This is a genomic window from Methylobacterium sp. SD274, from assembly GCF_017355285.1.
GTDB lineage: Bacteria > Pseudomonadota > Alphaproteobacteria > Rhizobiales > Beijerinckiaceae > Methylobacterium.
In genome coordinates this window covers 1-17,193 of sequence record NZ_JADIJP010000038.1, presented here as the reverse complement: position 1 = coordinate 17,193, position 17,193 = coordinate 1, and the positions used below count along the sequence as shown (strand labels likewise).

Sequence of the window (17,193 nt, the reverse complement as noted above, 5' to 3'; positions counted from 1 at the left end):
GGCGAAGGCGCAATGGATCGTCCGCCTCAAGTCCGATGGACGCCCATCATCGCTGTCAGCCCACCATCGACCGGTAGAACGGCGCCGGTGATGTAGGCGGCGCCATCTCCCATGAGGAAGGCTACCAGCGCCGCCACTTCCTCCGGCTTGGCGAAGCGTCCGGACGGAATCTGCTTCTCCATGCCGGTGCGGTGCGCAACATATGGAGCCATCATGTCAGTGTCGATGAAGCCCGGCGCGATGACGTTGACGGTTACCCCACGCTTGGCAGATTCGATCGCCAGCGTCCGGCAATAGGAGATCAGCGCACCCTTCGTCGCCGCATAAGCGGCATTACCCGGATTGGCCTGGAGGGCCGCCACCGAACCGATAGCGACGATGCGGCCGGAGCGTCCGCGGATCATGCCGCGCACCAGCGCTTTCGCCATGCGGGTCAGCGACCAGAAGTTCACCTGCATCGCCGCCTCGGCTTTGTCCTGCGCCATCATCGCAGCCAGCACGTCGTAAGATTGGCCTGCATTGTGGACCAGCCCGTAGAACGCTTCCCCCTCCTGGGCCTCGCAGAAAGCCTCTAGAGCATCGCGATCGGCGAGGTCGAGAGGGTGGGCGGTGATCGCCCGTTCGGGGTGAGTCTGAACGAGTTCGGCGACAAGTCGCTCCGCCGCCTCGCCCGATGACCGATAGGTGAAAGCGACGTCGTAGCCGGAGGTGACCAGCGCGCGTACGATGGCCGATCCGAGGCCGGAGGCGCCGCCCGTGACGAGGACGCGGCGGGACACTTCGTTCGTCATGCCGGCTCGTCCCCGAGGACGAGGCAAGTATTCTGCCCGCCGAATCCGAAGGAATTGGACAGAACCCGGCTGACCCGTGCGTCGCGTGCGCTCGTTACCACGTCGAGGGAGAGAGCTGGGTCCGGCACAGCGTAATTGATCGTCGGTGGGATGCGGCCATGGGTGACGGTAAGGAGCGAGATCACCGCCTCGATAGCCCCCGCGGCTGTCAGCGTATGACCGATCATCGACTTGTTCGATGAGATCGGCAGGGAGCGGATCCGCTCACCGAATACGGCAGCGCAGCCCAACGCCTCCATCTTATCATTTTCCGGCGTCGACGTGCCGTGGGCGTTGATCGTGTCGATCGAATCCGGCTCGGTGCCAGCATCGTGCAGGGCTGCGCGGATGGCGGCGATGCCGGGCGCCCCGTCCGGGCTCGACCGGGTACGGTGAAAGCCGTCACCCTTCTCGCCGCAACCGAGAACGTAGCCGAGGATCGTCGCGCCGCGTGCACGCGCTGCCTCGGCATTCTCGAGGACCAGGGCGGCGGCCCCCTCCCCCATGACGAAGCCGTCGCGGTTCTTGGAGAACGGCTTCGAGGCCCCCTCCGGCGGATCATTCTGGGTCGAAAGAGCGGAGAGCAGCGAGAATCGGATCAGTGATTCCGGGTTCACCGAACCGTCGGTGCCGATACACAGGGCCGCCTGCATCTCGCCCCGCCGGATCGCCTCGACGCCGAGTTGGATCGCGGTGGCGCCGGATGAGCAGGCGGTGGACAGCGAGATCGGCGATCCTTTGGTGCCGAACCGATCGGCGATGTTGTCGGCCACGGTAGCGAAGATGAAGAGATCGTGCCAGGCGTCGAACCGTCCGCTCGATGCCGCTCGCTGGAGGTCGGAATAGGTGATGTCGCCGTTCTGGCCGGACGCCTGTGCCAGCGACTGGCGCTGCGGCCATTCCATTTCCACCGGCGGTACGGCGATGAACAGCGCGCCGGGGAAATTGCCCTTCGTCCCGATGCCGGATTGGGTGATCGCCTCCTCGGCCGCCTCTTCGGCGAAGCGCTGCGACAGGGCGGGCGCCACGAGCGGGTCGGTATCGAGGAAATCTACCGTGCCGGCGATGCGGGTGCGCAGGCCGTCTGTAGAAAAACGGGCGATGCTGTGGATGCCGGACCGGCCGGCGGTGAGCGCGGCCCAATTGTCGACCTGTCCCTGCCCCAGGGACGTGACGATGCCGAGGCCTGTCACGGCGACCAGCGGCCTGCCATGGCTGTCCCGGAATTTCCGTGAATCGGGGGGAGAGGAATTCGTCATCGCGCCGTCTTGCTATCGTTCCGACCGAACGGCCTTGAAGATGCCCCGCCCCGAACATTCGGGCCGATCGATCACGGTTGCACCGGTCTTAGCGGAATTTCCGTTCGCTGACAGCCACATCCCTGCCGGTCACGACAGCGCGCTTAACCGGATCACGCCCTCACCACGGCGATGGCCGACGGTGGTGATCGTGATCTCGCGCGCCGTTCCTTCCGAAATGAGTGCGGCGGCGAGTGCCGCCCCCAGCGGCGCCGTAACTTCGAGCGAATGGCCGGTAAGGTCCCCGAGGGCTGTGATGGGGGTTCCGGGCGTCAGTACGTCCAGGGCAGCACGCTCCTCGGCAGTGATCTCTTTGACGCCGGTGGCACCCGAGATCACCAGATCCGGCTTGGAAGCGGCCTCGCCCCACAAGGTGCAGAGGCTACGCCCTACGCTGCCGGCCTCGCGCCGGGGGCGATCGCTTTCCACTGGGAGAAGGCGGGCGAAGATCGTCGCCTCGCGCGCCGCTGCGGTCTCGGCGGCTTCCAGCATGAGGAAAGCGGCGGTACTTCCCAAAATGAAGCCGGCCTCGCCTTCACCCTCGCGCTCGAAAACCGGCCGGTAATCGCCCTTCCGCAGGTATCCGCCCATCTCGTGGACGACGAGAACGTCGGGACGTTCCGCGCTGTAGGAACCGCCCACCAGCATCGTGTCGATCTGGCCCGAAGCGATGCGGCTCTGGGCATTGCGCAAGGCGTCGACGCCCGAAGCCTCCTCGCCCATGAACGTGCGTGAGGCGCCCGTGACGCCATGGACGATGGCGATGTTGCCGGCGAGCAGGTTCGAGAGTTGGGCCAGAAAGAGGGTCGGGCGCAGGTCGTTCTGCAGGTGCTCGTTGAGATAGGCGCCCGGGTCGGCCGCGTCGCGCAGGCCGGTCAGGATCGCACCGTCCACCGCGGTATCACGCTCGCCGCCGCCGCAGGCGACGACGAGATGCATCGCTGCCTTGAAGGCCGCGTCCTGTTTCACCCCAGCCGAGTCGAGGGCAAGCCCGGCTGCGTAGACGCCCAGGCGCTGCCACGCCTCCATCTGCCGCTGGTCGGATTTCTTGGGGATCTGTCCATCGAGCAAGAGTGGCGGGGCCGGATGGACGGGATAGGGCGCAAAGCGCTCCGTATCCGTAGCCTTTGGTCTGCCCGCTGCGAAGGCTTCGAGGTGGGCGGCGATTCCCTCTCCGGCACACGAGACGAGGCCGATGCCGGTGACGACCACGTCGCGCCGGTCCATGCTGGTCTTGCTCATGCCGGAACCGCTCCCCCGGGGGGAGCCCCTGCCGCAACCGCGCGATCCATCAGGCCGATCCGCTCCGCGCGTTCGCGCATGGGAGCATCGAGCCCTGCGGGAAACGGCATGGTTCGGAAGCGCAACTCTGCATCGGCCAGAGGTTTGCCCTCGTGGCGGATGGAAGCCTTGGTCACCGCGTAGCCAGAGCCGTCATGCTCCAGACTCGCCTGCACGACGAGTGTCGCCCCAGGGCCGACGAAGGAGCGGAACCTCGCCTTGTCGACCGCCATCAGGAACGGCATCTGCACGAAGTCGAGATGGGCGAGGAGCAGGTATCCCGAGGCCTGGGCCATGGTCTCCGTGAGGAGTACCCCGGGCACCAGGGGATGACCGGGAAAGTGACCCTCGAAGACCGGGCTTTCCATCGGCACGTGAGCTAGCGCCTCGATCCGGCCGGCGGCCTTGTCGAGACTCGTCACCGTGTCGATCATCTCGAAATATTCGAGGCGCATGGCGTCAAAGGCTCCGCTGGGGACTAGAGGCTCCGCTGGACTCTTAAGGGCTCGGCCCGGCCGGGCTCGCCCTTCAGGCCTTGGCGGCCTTCTCGGCCACCAGCGCGTCGATGCGGGCGCAGAGGTTCTTCAGCACGAAATACTCCTCGGCCGGCACCTTTCCCTCGTTGACCTCCTGGGTCCAACGCTCCAGCGGCAGCTTGATGCCGAAGGCTTTGTCCACCGCGAAGGCGATGTCGAGGAAGGCGAGCGAATCGATGCCGAGATCCTCGATGGCGTGACTCTCGGGCGAGATGGTGTCGCGCGGGATGTCGGCGGTGTCGGCGATGATGTCCGCGACGCGGTCGAACGTAGCGGTGGTCGGCTGGTCAGACATGCGTTCTCGCCGTTTTCTTCTCTATGGCGCGCCGTGGCGGATCCGGTGTCGGATCCCATGGCGGGCGCGGCCGGTCCGAGGCTGGCGCGTGAGCCCGGCGCCCCCCGGGTCGCGCAGCATGCCCCCGAAGCGGCGTCGCGCCGCTTCCGATCGAAGGCGGTCCCTTACACGAGGGGGTGGTGCCGGGCAACCTTGGCAGATACTCGGCTCGGGCTCGCGCCTTCGTGCGCCTGCGGGGCGCCCCGGACCATTCCGCCCGTCGATGCCTTGACCTACATGCGGACACGCGCCCGTTCGGCGTGGGCCTGTGCTCTACTTCCTGCGCGAAACCATCGAGCGTGAGGCATGCCAGGAGGCGGCAGAGGTGACGAGAATGGAACGACCTACATCCGTCGATGCGGCGGAGCTGCCGACGGACCATCGCAGCCGCGCCCAAGGAGGCGCGCGCATCGCCCTGGTCCTGGCTCTGTCCGCCCTCGGCCTGTGGGTGCTCCACCCGTTCCTTCCGGCGCTGGCCTGGGCCGTGATCCTCGCCATCGCGCTCTGGCCGCTCTATGCGAAGGCGGAACGGCGCTGGCCGCCCGGTGGCCACAACATCCTGCTGCCGAGCCTGTTCACCCTGGCGGTAGCGCTGGTCTTCCTCGCGCCCCTGGTGATCCTCGGGGTACAGGCGGCGCGGGAGGCTCATGACGCGATGGCCTGGGCCAAGTCGGCCGAGCGCAGCGGTATCCCCGTACCCGAATTCCTGTCCCACCTTCCCTACGGTGCGGCCAAAGCGAGCGCATGGTGGAGCGAGACTCTCAGCCACCCGTCCGCCGGGTCCGAGATCCTGCACAAGCTCGACAACTCGACCACGATCGGCCTGACCAAGAGCCTCGGGGCTCAGGTCGTTCGCCGGGTTGTGCTATTCGGCTTCACCCTGCTGACGTTGTTCTTCCTGTTCCGTGACGGGCGAACTGTCATCAGGCAGTCGCTGACGGCGAGCGCCCGCCTGTTTGGCCCGCGCGGCGAGCGGGTGGCCCGCCAGATGGTGGCTTCCGTCCATGGCACCGTCGATGGGCTGGTGCTGGTCGGCCTCGGCGAAGGCGTTCTCCTTGGAATCGTTTACTATTTTGCGGGCGTACCGCATCCGGTGTTGCTCGGCGCGCTGACGGCTGTGGCGGCGATGATCCCCTTCGGAGCGCCGCTGGTCTTCGGCATTGCCGCGCTGATCCTGCTCGCCGGCGGTGCTGTGATCCCGGCGGCGGTGGTGGTGGTGGCAGGCTTCGTCGTCACCTTCGTCGCTGACCATTTCGTGAGGCCGGTCCTGATCGGCGGCACCACCCGCCTGCCCTTCCTCTGGGTGCTGCTCGGCATCCTCGGCGGGGTCGAGACGTTCGGTCTGCTCGGGCTTTTCCTCGGCCCGGCGGTTATGGCGGCCCTGGTGCTATTGTGGCGCGAGTTCACCGATGGGGACGCGGCGCAGGCCGCATCCATAGGCCCGCGCGGACCGTAATTCGAGCCGCCCGCAACCGCCATAGGACGCCCGAAACGACCGCCATCAGCCGGCGCTTCCGTAAATTAGGAAGCCGGCTCAGATTCCGGTGGAATTTCCGGGACGAAAGGCCCTCCCCTGACCGGGGAGAGCCTTCCTCGCATCGTAGGCTTACGCCGCCAGCGAGCGCAGGACGTAGGGCAGGATTCCGCCGTTGCGGAAATATTCCAGCTCGTCCAGCGTATCGATCCGGCAGGTGAGCGGCACCTCTGTCTTGGTGCCGTCGGCGGAGGTGATCTCGGCGATCATGGTCTGGCGCGGCTTGATGTCGCCCGAGAGGCCGAGAAGGCTGACGGTCTCGTCACCCTTGAGGCCGAGCGACGCCCAGGACGTCTCGCCCTGGAACACCAGCGGCACGATGCCCATGCCCACGAGGTTCGAGCGGTGGATGCGCTCGAAGCTCTCCGCCACCACGGCACGGACGCCGAGGAGCTTGGTGCCCTTGGCCGCCCAATCGCGCGACGAGCCGGTGCCGTATTCCTTGCCGGCGAAGACGACGAGCGGCGTGCCGGATTCGGCATATTTCTGGGCCGCGTCGTAGATATACATCCGCTCGCCCGAGGGCTGGAACAGGGTCCAGCCGCCCTCGACCACATTGCCGTTCTCGTCCCGGACCATCTGGTTCTTGATGCGGATGTTGGCGAAGGTGCCCCGCATCATGACCTGGTGGTTGCCGCGGCGGGTGCCGTACTGGTTGAAGTCCTGCACCCGGACCTGATGCTCCTGCAGGTAGGCGCCGGCCGGCGAGGCCGCGCGGATGTTACCCGCCGGAGAGATGTGGTCGGTGGTGATGGAATCCTGGAACAGGCCGAGGATGCGGGCATCGACGATGTCGGTGATCGGCGCCGGTGTCTTGGTCATGCCCTCGAAATAGGGCGGGTTCTGCACGTAGGTGGAGGTCGAATCCCACTTGAAGGTCTCGGCCTCGGTGACCTCGACGGCCTTCCAGTAATGGTCGCCGCTGAACACGTCGGCGTAGCGCGACTTGAACAGCGTCGAGGTGATGTTGGCCTCGATGAATTCGGCGACCTCCGCCGTGGAGGGCCAGATGTCGGCGAGATAGACCGGCTGACCATCGGAGCCAATGCCCAGCGGCTCGGTGGTGATGTCGATCTGCATCGAGCCGGCGAGCGCGTAGGCGACCACCAGCGGCGGCGAGGCCAGGTAGTTGGCGCGCACGTCGGGGTTCACGCGGCCTTCGAAATTGCGGTTGCCAGAGAGCACGGCCGCCGCGACCACGTCGTTGTCGTTGATCGCCTTCGAGATTGGCGCCGGCAGCGGGCCGGAATTGCCGATGCAGGTGGTGCAGCCGAAGCCGACGAGGTTGAAGCCGAGCGCGTCGAGGGGCGCCTGCAGGCCCGCGCTCTCCAGATACTCGGCGACCACCTGTGAGCCGGGCGCCAGGGAGGTCTTCACCCAGGGCTTGGAACGCAGGCCCTTGGCGACGGCGTTGCGGGCGAGGAGCCCCGCGCCGATCATCACGCTCGGGTTCGAGGTGTTGGTGCAGCTCGTGATCGCGGCGATCACCACGTCGCCATGGCCGATATCGTAATTCGCCCCGTCGACGGGGTAGCGCTTGGCGATATCGGCGGCCTTCTTGAACTCGGTCTCCATGGACTGGGCGAAGCCGGGCTTGGCGCCGTCCAGCAGCACCCGGTCCTGCGGCCGCTTGGGGCCGGCCAGCGACGGGCGCACGTCACCCATGTCGAGGGAGAGGGAATCGGTGAAGACCGGGTCCGGGGTCTGCGCGTCGCGCCACATGCCCTGGGCCTTGGCATAGGCCTCCACGAGGGCGATCCGGTCGTCGGCGCGGCCGGTCACCTTGAGGAAGTCGATGGTCTTCTGGTCGATGGGGAAGAAGCCGCAGGTGGCGCCGTATTCGGGGGCCATGTTGGAGATCGTGGCGCGGTCGGCCACCGCCATGTCATCGAGGCCGGGGCCGTAGAATTCCACGAACTTGCCGACGACGCCCTTCTTGCGCAGCATCTGCGTCACGGTGAGCACGAGATCGGTGGCGGTGGTGCCCTCGGGCAGCTTACCCGACAGTTTGAAGCCGACGACTTCCGGGATCAGCATGGAGAGTGGCTGGCCGAGCATGGCCGCCTCGGCCTCGATGCCACCCACGCCCCAGCCGAGCACTGCGAGGCCGTTGACCATGGTGGTGTGCGAATCGGTGCCGACGAGGCTGTCGGGATAGGCGAGCTCGGTGCCGTCTTCGGTCTTGGTCCACACCGTCTGCGACAGGAACTCGAGGTTCACCTGGTGGCAGATGCCGGTGCCGGGGGGGACGACGGAGAAGTTGTCGAAGGCCGACTGACCCCATTTCAGGAATGTGTAGCGCTCGCCGTTGCGCTCGTATTCCAGCGCCACGTTGTCGGCCAGGGCCTTCGGGGTGCCGAACTCGTCGACGATGACCGAGTGGTCGATGACGAGATCGACCGGGACCAGCGGGTTGATCTTCTGGGGGTCGCCGCCGAGAGCGACCATGGCGTCGCGCATTGCGGCGAGATCTACCACGGCGGGCACGCCGGTGAAGTCCTGCATCAGCACGCGCGAGGGGCGGAAGGCGATCTCGGTCTCGACCTTGCCGAGGTTGCCGAGCCACGCGACGGTGGCGGAGATGTCGTCCTTCTTCACCGAGCGATCGTCCTCGAACCGCAGCAGGTTCTCGAGGATGACCTTCATCGAGAAGGGCAAAGCTGTCGCATCGGCGAGGCCGGCCTGCTCGGCATGGGGGATCGAGTAGTAGGTGTAGGATTTGTCGCCGACGGTGAGGGTCTGGCGGGAGTGAAAGCTGTCGAGTGATGCCACGGCTTGTTTCTTCCTCACGAGCGGTTGTCGAACACGCGCAGGCATGACCTGCGCCACGAAGTCGTGTTCGGCTGGAGCGCTTCTAAAAAAAGCGCGCGCCGCTCCGGGGGTGCCCGGACAGGATGTTGCGCGACGAGCGATTTGGACGCTCGGGACTCGCGCGGCGCAGCCTGCGCCCCGTATAGAACACTTCGAAACTGGCCGCTACGCCCTGCTGTGACACGAGCGCAGGAGTGTCGGGGAGAACGTGGACGAACCTCGGTGCGCGAGCTATGCAGGCGGCCATGCCGGAGCATTCCATGATCGCCTTTCGCCTGCCCCCGGAGATCGAAGCGCATATGGATGCGCATGGTCGGCGGACAGGCCAAGGCGCGCGTGAAGACGCCCGCGACGCGATCCTAGATTACCTTGAGGATCGTGCGGACGTTCAAATCGCCGAGCGGCGGCTTGCCGACCTGAAGGCGGGGAAAAGCGACTCCGTTCCCATCTCGGAACTCCTCGCTCGGTATGCATTGTGATCGCGGCCGTCGCGCACGATCCTCTTACCCTTGCGATGCAGCGGTTTGCCCCATCCACAAAACTGCCAACGAGTCAGAACCCTCACGTCGGTATGAGGCGTGACAGGCGCCCTCTTCCGGCTACGGCATTCACGCCTCTCGCGGGCGGCTCGGGTCCCCTCTCCTGGAAGGAGAGGGACAGGGTGAGGTGTGTGACCTCTCCGGGGATGGACCACACCTCACCCCAGCCCTCTCCTTCCAGGAGAGGGAGTTCCGCTGCGCCTCATGCCAACCCTCCTGGAGCGAGGGAACGGCTGTCGAGCAGATGCGTAAATCCAGTAGCCTTCCAGGAGAGGAAGCCCGCGCCGCCCGCGCGAGACGTGAAAGCCGCAGTCCCCGTGAGCAGTTGGAGGCGTGCCGTCGCCGGCGGCCGACAGAGATCCCCGTGCGGCTGACCGCTACGAACCTCGCCGCCCGCCGCTCCGGCCGCCGCATCTTCTCGGGTCTGTCCTTCGCGCTCGGCCCCGGCGAGGCCTTGATGGTGACGGGGCGCAACGGGGCGGGAAAATCCACCCTGCTCAGCCTTCTCGCCGGCCGGTTGAAGCCGGATGCCGGCACCATCGCGGTCACTGAGGTCGGTGAGGCGACGCTGGCCGAATGTCTCCACGTGGTCGGCCATCGCGACGGGCTGAAAAGCCCGCTGACGGCGGAGGAGAACCTCACCTTCGCCCGCGACCTCCTCGGCGCGCCCACCGCGAGCCCGGCCGAAGCGCTGAACGAACTCGGCCTCGGCCATGCCCTGCGGTTGCCGGTTGCCTACCTCTCCGCCGGCCAGCGCCGCCGCGTCGCCCTCGCCCGGCTTCTCGTCTGCCGGCGTCCGCTCTGGCTGCTCGACGAGCCGACCGCGGCCCTCGACACCGCCTCTCAGGCCGTGCTCGCCGGATTGATGGCGCGCCACCGGGCCGAGGGCGGTCTCATCGTGGCGGCCACCCACCAGTCCCTCGGCCTGGACGATGCCCGCGAACTGCGCATCGACGAGGCGTTGAAACCCGCACCCGCCTCGGCCGGCGCGAATGCGGCCGATTCGGAGGTGTGGTGGTGATCGGCGTGATGCGCGCCCTCATCGCCCGCGACCTGCAGCTCGCCGCCCGCGTCGGCGGCTCGGGCGCCCTGTCGCTGGTGTTCTTCCTGATGATCGTCGCCCTCGTGCCGTTCGCGCTGGGGCCCGACCTCAACCTTCTCTCGCGGATCGGTCCGGCCATCCTCTGGCTCGCCGCCGTGCTCGCCACCCTGATCGGCCTCGACCGCCTGTTCCAGGCCGACGAGGAGGACGGCTCCCTCGACCTGATGACCGGCGCTCCGGCACCAATGGAGATGGTGGTGCTCGCCAAGGTGATTGCCCATTGGCTCACCACCGGCCTGCCGTTGGCTCTCGCTTCGCCGCTCTTCGGGCTGCTCGTGGCCCTCGACGGCACCGCCATGGGCGCCACCGCCCTCACTTTGCTGGTGGGGACGCCGGCCCTGACCTTCATCGGCGCAGTCGGCGCCGCGCTCACCGCGTCGATCCGCCGGGGCGGCCTGATCCTCGCCGTCCTGGTGCTGCCGCTGATGATCCCGACGCTGATCTTCGGCGTCTCCGCGACCGAGGCGGCATCCGGCGGCACGGTGCCCTTCACGACGCCCCTGCTGATCCTGTCGGCCCTCAGCCTGATCGCGGCGGTGATCGGGACCTTCGCGGCGGCCGCGGCCCTGCGCTGGTCGGAATGATCAGTGCCCCTCGGCGACCGGGATGACGATCTCGTTGCGCCGCAGGAAAGGGATCGCGAAAGGCGGATCGTAGCTCAGCACGCTCGAAGGCCCTGTCGTCTCGCGGGCCATCTTCGCCAGGACCTGCCGGAGAACCGCCTCGCGTTTCTCACGGGCTCTCGCATCGAGTGTGCCGGAGAAGCGGAGCGCGGCGAAGGTCGCGGCAGGCAGCCGAGCGATGCGGACCGCCGGGTCGGTCGGGACCGGCGGTCCGTCCTTAGCCATGGCGGCGGGCAGGAAGAAGCGCATGACGCGCAGATCGCCGCCCTGCTCCACCGGCACGGTCATGGCAATCAAGGTGCCCTGTTCCACCGGCACCGTCATCGCGATGCGGTCGTCCCCGCCATTGGAGCCGGTGATGTACCGGAACAACCGGCGAAACGCCTCGGCATCGCCCGGTCCCGCCATGTCGGTCTCGACCGCGACACGCGGTTCGTAGCGACGGATCTCGACGTTGCGGGGCAATTGCTCGACCACCTCGTAGCGCGGCTGCTCGTAGGTGGCACGGATGCCGACCACGGACAGGAGCGATTCCGCGAAGGTCAGAGCGTAGTAGAGGGCTTTGTCGAGCATGGCGTCGGCTCAACGCCCCATCGACGGCCGCGTTTCCAATCCGGCCGCCAAACGGCGCCATTCCGTCGGCGGCAGGCCGGTCCAGCCACGGAAGGCGCGGGTGAAATGCGCGGCGTCGGCATAGCCGAGATCGAGGCCGATGCGGCCGATCGGCCGGTCCGTCCGCGAGAGGAGGTGCTTGGCCTCCCCGATCAGGATTTGTGTGAGGCAGGCGCCGTAGCTGGTGCCGTGCGCCTCGAACCGGCGCTGAAGCGAACGCCGCGATAGACCGAGCCGGCGGCAGAGCCAATCGATGGAGGGGCGCCTGTCGAGCAGGCCGAGGCGGAGGAGATGCCCCGTGCAAAGGAGGAAATCGCTGGGGTCCGGAACCCCGGCCATGTCCAGGACCGCCGCTGCCTTGGCCGGTCGCGGGTTCCTCGTCGCGATGAGGTCGGCATCGAAGCTCACGACGGCACCCGGCCCGAGGCGAAGCTCACAGCCAAGCACGGTCTCGATCGCCCCGCGATCCTGTAGCATCGCTCCCGAGAGACCGACCTCGTCGGGCACGAAGCCCGGCCCCAGGAATCGGCGGAGCACATCGAGGATGTAGCCGAGCGCCAGCATTTCGTTCTTCTGCCGCCCGACGGGACTGTCGTCCGTGACGGCATAGGTCACATGGGCGCGGCCCGCCCGGACCGATACGTCCATCCGGGTCTCGGTCTGCAAATGATCGACGATGAGGGTGGTGCCGAGGGCCAGCGCCTCGCCCAGGGTCGCGGAGGCGCAGACGCGGATCCCATATGGGCCGAGGCTCGGCACGCCCGCACCCAGTGACAGCCGGGCCGGCAGAGCCGAGTCGCCGACCTCGCGGGCCGCCTCCTCCACGATGCGCAACTGGTCTCGCAACAGGATCAGCCGATCCGGCTCGTCGATCAGGGCCATCGGCATCTCGGCCCTGCCGAACACGCGGGCCACCGAACCGCCGGCGCGCTCAACCGCGTCCGCCACCGGCCCCATCGAGCGTGCCTTGGTCAGACCGATCAGCATCCCGTCGCGCCCCCGGACGAGAAGGTCGCCGAGGTGGCACCGGATGGCAAGAAGGTGTGTTCCCGCCCGGCTATCGAAGAGTCGGACGATCAGGCGCCGATGCAGAGCGCTACCGATCTTGGGCAAGGATACGCCATGCGCACGATTCATCGAAGCCGCACCGTCGCGCTCGGCGTCGGGATCGCTCTTCTATTGGGCGCCCTGCCCTGTTCCGCCGATCCCGCTCCGAACCTGGCGATGCTGCCGATCCGGATGCTCGACACGTCCGGCGAGCCGAAGGACCAGACCTCCGAACATGCCGCCCGCCTCGCGGCGATGTCCCAGGGGCTCTCCGCCCGCCTCTCCGCCAAGGGCTGCTTTCGCGTGGTCGGTATCGACGCGGAGGGCCTCGCGCGGTCCTGCCCGGGAAACGAGCCGGCTTGCATCCTCGGCGTCGCGCGGGCGAACGGCGCCGGGCTCGCCTTCGTCGGCGTGATCCACAAGAGCAGCACGCTGATCTTGCAGATGTTCGCTCGTATGGTGGAGACCGGCGGCGGCGCGACGACCTTCTCGCGGGAACTCAACTTTCGCGGCGACAACGACGAATCCTGGCAGCGCGCGGAAGTCTTCCTTGCGCGCGAGATCGAGGACGACCGGCCCGGCGGGGAAAACGCGAGGACGTGCGCGAAGAAATGATCGACGCGGCCGGACTGCGCGTAACGCCCGCATTGATGCTGCACCGCACCTTGGGTTAGGTCCACGGACCATGTGGACACGTCTTGCCCATCCCGGTCACTTCCTGCGCTGGACCGGCCCCGTGATGCCCTGGCTCGCGGGGCTCTCGGCCGTGCTGCTCGCAATCGGCCTGTACCTCACCTGGTTCGTGGTCCCGCCCGATTACCAGCAGGGCGAGACCGTGCGGATCATGTATATCCACGTGCCGGCGGCCTGGCTCGGCGTGTTCTTCTACGGGTCGATGGCGATCTCGGCGATCGGCACCCTGGTCTGGCGCCACCCCCTCGCGGATGTGGCGCAGCGCGCCGCCGCGCCGATCGGGGCGGCCTTCACCCTGATCTGCCTCGTCACCGGCTCGCTCTGGGGCAAGCCGATGTGGGGCACCTACTGGGTCTGGGACGCGCGCCTGACCTCGATGCTGATCCTGTTCCTGATCTATTGCGGCATCATCGCCCTGTGGCGCACGATCGAGGATCCGAACCGGGCCGCGCGCGCCATCGCGATCCTGACGCTGGTGGGCGCCGTGAACCTGCCGATCATCAAGTTCTCGGTGAACTGGTGGTCGACGCTGCATCAGCCGGCCTCGATCATGCGGATGGGCGGCTCCAGCATCGACCCCTCGATGCTCTACCCCCTGCTCGAGATGATCCTCGCCTTCACCCTGCTCGGGATCACGCTGCATCTCTACGCCATGCGCACGGAGATCCTGCGCCGCCGCGTCAGGGCGCTCACCATCCGGGAGGCCGAGCGACTGGATGCCGATCCGCGTCCGGCCCGGCCCCTCGGCCAAGCGATCCGGGGAGTCTGAGCGATGGCTTCCCTCGGGCCGCATGCCGGCTTCATCCTCGGCGCCTACGCCTTCACCGCCCTCGTCATCGGCGCCCTGATCTGGCGCTCGCTCAGCGATCACCGGGCGCAGAAACAGGCTCTCGCGGCCCTTCAGGGAGATGCGGGGGAGCGCCCGTGAGCGCCGCATCCTCGTCGGCGCCGGTGCGCCGGTCGCTCCTCGTCATCGCACCGCTGGTGATTTTCGCGGCGCTGGCCCTGGTCTTCTTCATTCGCCTGCGATCCGGGGCGGACCCGGCCGCGATTCCCTCGGCGCTGATCGGACGGCCTGTGCCGGCCTTCGCGTTGCCGGCATTGCCCAACCTCGTCGGCGGCGAAGGCCAGGCCATTCCCGGTCTTTCCAGCGCCGACCTCAAGGGCCGCGTGACGGTGGTCAATTTCTGGGCGTCGTGGTGCGCACCGTGCCAGATCGAGCATCCGCAACTGATGCGGCTGGCGCGTGAGCCGGGCGTGAACCTCGTCGGCATCGACTACAAGGACGCGCCGGAGAACGGCCGCCGCTTCCTGTCGCGCAGCGGCGTTCCGTTCCAGGCCGTGGGCATGGATTCCACCGGTCGCACCGGTATCGATTTCGGCGTCTACGGCGTGCCGGAAACCTTCATCATCGGCCCCGACGGCGTGATCCGCGACAAGCTCGTGGGGATCGTCACGGCGGAGAACTATGCGTCGGTGCTGCAGAAGATCCGGGCGGCGGAGACGATGGCCACCGCGAAACCCTGATCCGGCGACGGGCTTTCCCTACACGTCGGGCTTCGCCTCGGCCTTGCGGTCGTAGCGCATCAGGAGCGGGGTCTGCGACAGGGCGAACAGGATGGTCAGGGGCATGATGCCGACCACCTTGAAATTGGCCCAGAAGGCGTAAGTCTGCGTCCGCCAGACCACCTCGTTGATGGCGGCCAGGGCGAAGAAGAACAATCCCCAGCGGAAGGTGAGCTTGCGCCAGCCCTCCTCGGTCAGGTCGAAGACCGAGTCGAGCACCACCGACAGCAGGGATTTCCCGAACAGCAGGCCGCCGAGGAGGATGGCGCCGAACAGGGCGTTCACGATCGTCGGCTTGATCACGAAGAACGTCCTGTCGTGCAGCGCCAGCGCCATGCCGCCGAAGACCAGCACGACGATGCCGGAGACCAGCGGCATGATCGGCAGCCGTCGCAGCAGCGCGAAGTGGATGGCCAGAGCCACCACCGTCGCCACCACGAACACCCCGATGGCCATGAAGGTGCTGCTGTCCTCGCTCAGGCCGAACCGCGTGCCGAACGAGTTCAGCAGGAAGAACAGCACCAGCGGCCCCATTTCCAGGGCGAGCTTGGGCACCGGGTCGAGATGGCGGCGCGGCGGCACGGATTCGATGGGCAGGGTCATGATCGTGAGCGGCTCGTGGTTCGGCACGCCCGGGCGCGAAGCGGCGCCGGGCGGGAGGCCGGATGTAGGACAGTCGCCCCGGCTTTCCTAGCGCGTCAGGCAGCGCCAAAGATCGACTGGGGGCTCTGCAGGAGGATCGCCCGTAGCGTCAGCGGCTCGCCGCCACGGCGAGTTTCAGGCCGGCTGCCTTCTGAACCGTCGTGAGCACGGCGAACAGGTTGTTCGCTGTCGGGTTGCCGGTCGGGCTCAGCATGCGCATCAGGCTCTTGGACGAAGAACCAGTTTCCATGGCCAGCCGTTCGAAACCGATCGTTGCGTTGATGTAGTCGCGCAGTACTGCCTTTCCCGTATCGAGTTCTCCGGCCAGGAACTGATCCACCGCTTCTGTCAGAAGTGCCTCTCGGAATGCCGGGTCGCGCTCGGCACGCGCTTTCACCGTCTCTCTGAAGCTGCGCGTCAGGGTCATGATGTCTCCTCTGCCTTGCGCCGCTTGTACTCCAACCAAGATGCGTGAGCCGCGGCGATATCCGCTTGCTGCCGCCTCTTCGTCCCGCCTGTCAGCAGGATGATCAGAACGTCTCCGTCGCGGCCGAAATAGAGTCGGTATCCAGGCCCGGAATCGATGCGATATTCCAGAACGCCATTCCCGACCGACTTGACGCTCGAAAGATTGCCTCGCTCCATTCTCACCAATGCGACGGTCACCTTGGCTGCGGATTGCGGATCGAGTCGATCGAACCAGTCGGCGAAAGGACTGCGGCCTTTCGCATCCAGAAATTCAACGATCCGCATCCGTCATGGTACCATTTGCGGTACCATGACGGCAACCGCTGGCGCATGGCCGCCCATGCTGGTCTCCCTTGCGATCAGTCCTTGTCCAACCCCGCGATGGCCCGCGCGAAGTCCCGCGCGGCGAAGGGTTCGAGATCCTCGACGCCTTCTCCGACGCCGATGAAATGCACCGGCAGGCCGAACTTCGCGGCCAGCGCCACGAGGATGCCGCCCCGCGCGGTGCCGTCGAGCTTGGTCATGACGAGGCCGGTGACGTTGGCCGCCTTCGAGAACAGCTCGACCTGGCTCAGCGCGTTCTGGCCCACGGTGGCATCGAGGACGAGGAGCACGGCATGGGGCGCCTCGGCGTCGATCTTGCGGATGACGCGCAGGATCTTCTCCAACTCCGCCATCAGCCCGGTCTTGTTCTGGAGCCGGCCGGCCGTATCGATCAGGAGCACGTCGGTGCCCTCGGTTCTGGCCCGCTGGAAGGCCTCGAAGGCGAGGCCGGCGGCATCCGCTCCCTGCGCTCCCGCCACCACCGGAACCCCGGTGCGCGTGCCCCAGACCTTGAGCTGCTCGATGGCCGCGGCGCGGAACGTGTCGCCCGCCGCGAGCATCAGGCTGTGCCCCTCCCCCTTCAGCTTGAGGGCGAGCTTGCCGATGGTGGTGGTCTTTCCCGCGCCGTTGACGCCGATCATCAGGATCACGAACGGCTTCTTCGTCGTGTCGATGCTGAGGGGAATGGCAACGGGTGTCAGCGCCCGCTCCACCTCGGCGGCGAGGATGGCCCGGACCTCATCCGGGGAGATGCCCTTCTCGTAGCGGCCCTTGCCCACGGCCTCCGAGATCCGCATGGCGGTGTCGATGCCGAAATCGGCTTGGATCAGGGCGTCTTCCAGCTCCTCCAGCGTGTCCGCGTCGAGCTTGCGCTTGGTGAAGAGGCCGGTCACCCGCTCGGACAAAGCCGACGAGGTGCGCTTCATGCCCCCGGTGAGGCGGCTCCACCAGCC

Annotated in this window: 20 protein-coding genes; 8 read left to right on the top strand and 12 right to left on the bottom strand. The window is 67.2% G+C overall.

Going from position 1 to position 17,193, the window contains the following annotated elements:
* Positions 1-26 precede the first annotated feature (26 nt).
* The 5 genes from IPV08_RS22175 to IPV08_RS22155 form a co-directional block, all read right to left on the bottom strand.
* Positions 27-791, bottom strand: a complete 765-nt coding sequence (locus IPV08_RS22175; protein WP_207413771.1) for an SDR family oxidoreductase — start codon at positions 789-791, stop codon at positions 27-29.
* Complete coding sequence (locus IPV08_RS22170) at positions 788-2,089, bottom strand: beta-ketoacyl-ACP synthase (RefSeq protein WP_207413769.1); 1,302 nt, start codon at positions 2,087-2,089, stop codon at positions 788-790. Before IPV08_RS22170 ends, IPV08_RS22175 begins: the two co-directional genes overlap by 4 nt.
* Before the next feature lie 129 nt (positions 2,090-2,218).
* Positions 2,219-3,370, bottom strand: a complete 1,152-nt coding sequence (locus IPV08_RS22165; protein WP_207413767.1) for a beta-ketoacyl-ACP synthase — start codon at positions 3,368-3,370, stop codon at positions 2,219-2,221.
* Entirely contained in the window at positions 3,367-3,864 is a 498-nt protein-coding gene (locus IPV08_RS22160) for a 3-hydroxyacyl-ACP dehydratase FabZ family protein (protein WP_207413765.1), read from the bottom strand. The genes IPV08_RS22165 and IPV08_RS22160 overlap by 4 nt, the downstream gene beginning before the upstream one ends.
* 73 nt (positions 3,865-3,937) lie before the next feature.
* Complete coding sequence (locus IPV08_RS22155) at positions 3,938-4,240, bottom strand: acyl carrier protein (RefSeq protein ID WP_018044158.1); 303 nt, start codon at positions 4,238-4,240, stop codon at positions 3,938-3,940.
* 373 nt (positions 4,241-4,613) lie between these two features.
* Here IPV08_RS22155 and IPV08_RS22150 point away from each other — a divergent pair, with 373 nt between their 5' ends.
* Positions 4,614-5,735, top strand: a complete 1,122-nt coding sequence (locus IPV08_RS22150; RefSeq protein WP_207413763.1) for an AI-2E family transporter — start codon at positions 4,614-4,616, stop codon at positions 5,733-5,735.
* 150 nt (positions 5,736-5,885) lie between these two features.
* Here the strand turns inward: IPV08_RS22150 and acnA are convergent, their stop codons facing one another.
* Positions 5,886-8,585: an aconitate hydratase AcnA gene (gene acnA, locus IPV08_RS22145; RefSeq protein ID WP_348646173.1), complete on the bottom strand. Its 2,700-nt coding sequence runs from the start codon at positions 8,583-8,585 to the stop codon at positions 5,886-5,888.
* Between the two features lie 299 nt (positions 8,586-8,884).
* Between acnA and IPV08_RS22140 the strand changes: the two genes are divergently transcribed.
* The 3 genes from IPV08_RS22140 to ccmB all read left to right on the top strand — a co-directional run bounded on the left by IPV08_RS22140 (position 8,885) and on the right by ccmB (position 10,849).
* Complete coding sequence (locus IPV08_RS22140; RefSeq protein ID WP_207413759.1) at positions 8,885-9,103, top strand: CopG family transcriptional regulator; 219 nt, start codon at positions 8,885-8,887, stop codon at positions 9,101-9,103.
* A 424-nt stretch (positions 9,104-9,527) separates the two neighbouring features.
* On the top strand, positions 9,528-10,184 hold the full coding sequence (gene ccmA, locus IPV08_RS22135; RefSeq protein ID WP_207413756.1) for a heme ABC exporter ATP-binding protein CcmA: 657 nt from the start codon (positions 9,528-9,530) through the stop codon (positions 10,182-10,184).
* A gap of 8 nt (positions 10,185-10,192) precedes the next feature.
* The gene (gene ccmB, locus IPV08_RS22130; protein ID WP_043764704.1) at positions 10,193-10,849 is read left to right on the top strand and encodes a heme exporter protein CcmB; all 657 of its coding nucleotides are present in this window, start codon (positions 10,193-10,195) and stop codon (positions 10,847-10,849) included.
* Here ccmB and IPV08_RS22125 read toward each other — a convergent pair whose 3' ends face one another.
* Together IPV08_RS22125 and IPV08_RS22120 are read right to left on the bottom strand one after the other, a co-directional pair.
* The gene (locus IPV08_RS22125; protein ID WP_207413754.1) at positions 10,850-11,461 is read right to left on the bottom strand and encodes a heme-binding protein; all 612 of its coding nucleotides are present in this window, start codon (positions 11,459-11,461) and stop codon (positions 10,850-10,852) included.
* Positions 11,462-11,470: 9 nt separating this feature from the next.
* A complete protein-coding gene (locus IPV08_RS22120) occupies positions 11,471-12,487 on the bottom strand; it encodes an AraC family transcriptional regulator (protein WP_207413752.1) in 1,017 nt (338 codons plus the stop codon).
* Between the two features lie 135 nt (positions 12,488-12,622).
* Here IPV08_RS22120 and IPV08_RS22115 point away from each other — a divergent pair, with 135 nt between their 5' ends.
* The 4 genes from IPV08_RS22115 to IPV08_RS22100 all read left to right on the top strand — a co-directional run bounded on the left by IPV08_RS22115 (position 12,623) and on the right by IPV08_RS22100 (position 14,767).
* Positions 12,623-13,162 (top strand): DUF2380 domain-containing protein, encoded by a 540-nt coding sequence (locus IPV08_RS22115; RefSeq protein ID WP_246748137.1) that lies wholly within the window; start codon positions 12,623-12,625, stop codon positions 13,160-13,162.
* 70 nt (positions 13,163-13,232) lie between these two features.
* Positions 13,233-14,009: a heme ABC transporter permease gene (locus tag IPV08_RS22110; RefSeq protein WP_056427478.1), complete on the top strand. Its 777-nt coding sequence runs from the start codon at positions 13,233-13,235 to the stop codon at positions 14,007-14,009.
* Between the two features lie 3 nt (positions 14,010-14,012).
* The gene (gene ccmD, locus IPV08_RS22105; protein WP_207413750.1) at positions 14,013-14,168 is read left to right on the top strand and encodes a heme exporter protein CcmD; all 156 of its coding nucleotides are present in this window, start codon (positions 14,013-14,015) and stop codon (positions 14,166-14,168) included.
* Entirely contained in the window at positions 14,165-14,767 is a 603-nt protein-coding gene (locus tag IPV08_RS22100) for a DsbE family thiol:disulfide interchange protein (RefSeq protein WP_207413748.1), read from the top strand. The genes ccmD and IPV08_RS22100 overlap by 4 nt, the downstream gene beginning before the upstream one ends.
* An 18-nt stretch (positions 14,768-14,785) precedes the next feature.
* Here the strand turns inward: IPV08_RS22100 and IPV08_RS22095 are convergent, their stop codons facing one another.
* The 4 genes from IPV08_RS22095 to ftsY form a co-directional block, all read right to left on the bottom strand.
* Positions 14,786-15,403 carry a septation protein A gene (locus tag IPV08_RS22095; protein WP_207413795.1) on the bottom strand — a complete coding sequence of 206 codons (618 nt, stop codon included), beginning with the start codon at positions 15,401-15,403 and terminating at the stop codon, positions 14,786-14,788.
* A gap of 154 nt (positions 15,404-15,557) precedes the next feature.
* Positions 15,558-15,875 carry a transcriptional regulator gene (locus IPV08_RS22090; RefSeq protein ID WP_207413746.1) on the bottom strand — a complete coding sequence of 106 codons (318 nt, stop codon included), beginning with the start codon at positions 15,873-15,875 and terminating at the stop codon, positions 15,558-15,560.
* Entirely contained in the window at positions 15,872-16,201 is a 330-nt protein-coding gene (locus IPV08_RS22085; RefSeq protein ID WP_207413744.1) for a type II toxin-antitoxin system RelE/ParE family toxin, read from the bottom strand. The genes IPV08_RS22090 and IPV08_RS22085 overlap by 4 nt, the downstream gene beginning before the upstream one ends.
* 74 nt (positions 16,202-16,275) lie before the next feature.
* Positions 16,276-17,193, bottom strand: a 918-nt coding sequence (ftsY, locus tag IPV08_RS22080; protein ID WP_207413742.1) for a signal recognition particle-docking protein FtsY, incomplete at its 5' end; no start/stop codon positions are given.

Coding starts and splice junctions, on each gene's coding strand:
- IPV08_RS22165 (WP_207413767.1), bottom strand. CDS start 3,370: ATGAGCAAGACCAGCATGGACCGGCGCGACGTGGTCGTCACCGGCATC.
- IPV08_RS22170 (WP_207413769.1), bottom strand. CDS start 2,089: ATGACGAATTCCTCTCCCCCCGATTCACGGAAATTCCGGGACAGCCAT.
- IPV08_RS22140 (WP_207413759.1), top strand. CDS start 8,885: ATGATCGCCTTTCGCCTGCCCCCGGAGATCGAAGCGCATATGGATGCG.
- IPV08_RS22115 (WP_246748137.1), top strand. CDS start 12,623: ATGCGCACGATTCATCGAAGCCGCACCGTCGCGCTCGGCGTCGGGATC.
- IPV08_RS22120 (WP_207413752.1), bottom strand. CDS start 12,487: ATGCTGATCGGTCTGACCAAGGCACGCTCGATGGGGCCGGTGGCGGAC.
- IPV08_RS22090 (WP_207413746.1), bottom strand. CDS start 15,875: ATGACCCTGACGCGCAGCTTCAGAGAGACGGTGAAAGCGCGTGCCGAG.
- IPV08_RS22160 (WP_207413765.1), bottom strand. CDS start 3,864: ATGCGCCTCGAATATTTCGAGATGATCGACACGGTGACGAGTCTCGAC.
- IPV08_RS22175 (WP_207413771.1), bottom strand. CDS start 791: ATGACGAACGAAGTGTCCCGCCGCGTCCTCGTCACGGGCGGCGCCTCC.
- IPV08_RS22150 (WP_207413763.1), top strand. CDS start 4,614: ATGGAACGACCTACATCCGTCGATGCGGCGGAGCTGCCGACGGACCAT.
- IPV08_RS22155 (WP_018044158.1), bottom strand. CDS start 4,240: ATGTCTGACCAGCCGACCACCGCTACGTTCGACCGCGTCGCGGACATC.
- ccmB (WP_043764704.1), top strand. CDS start 10,193: ATGCGCGCCCTCATCGCCCGCGACCTGCAGCTCGCCGCCCGCGTCGGC.
- IPV08_RS22110 (WP_056427478.1), top strand. CDS start 13,233: ATGTGGACACGTCTTGCCCATCCCGGTCACTTCCTGCGCTGGACCGGC.
- IPV08_RS22085 (WP_207413744.1), bottom strand. CDS start 16,201: ATGCGGATCGTTGAATTTCTGGATGCGAAAGGCCGCAGTCCTTTCGCC.
- IPV08_RS22125 (WP_207413754.1), bottom strand. CDS start 11,461: ATGCTCGACAAAGCCCTCTACTACGCTCTGACCTTCGCGGAATCGCTC.
- ccmD (WP_207413750.1), top strand. CDS start 14,013: ATGGCTTCCCTCGGGCCGCATGCCGGCTTCATCCTCGGCGCCTACGCC.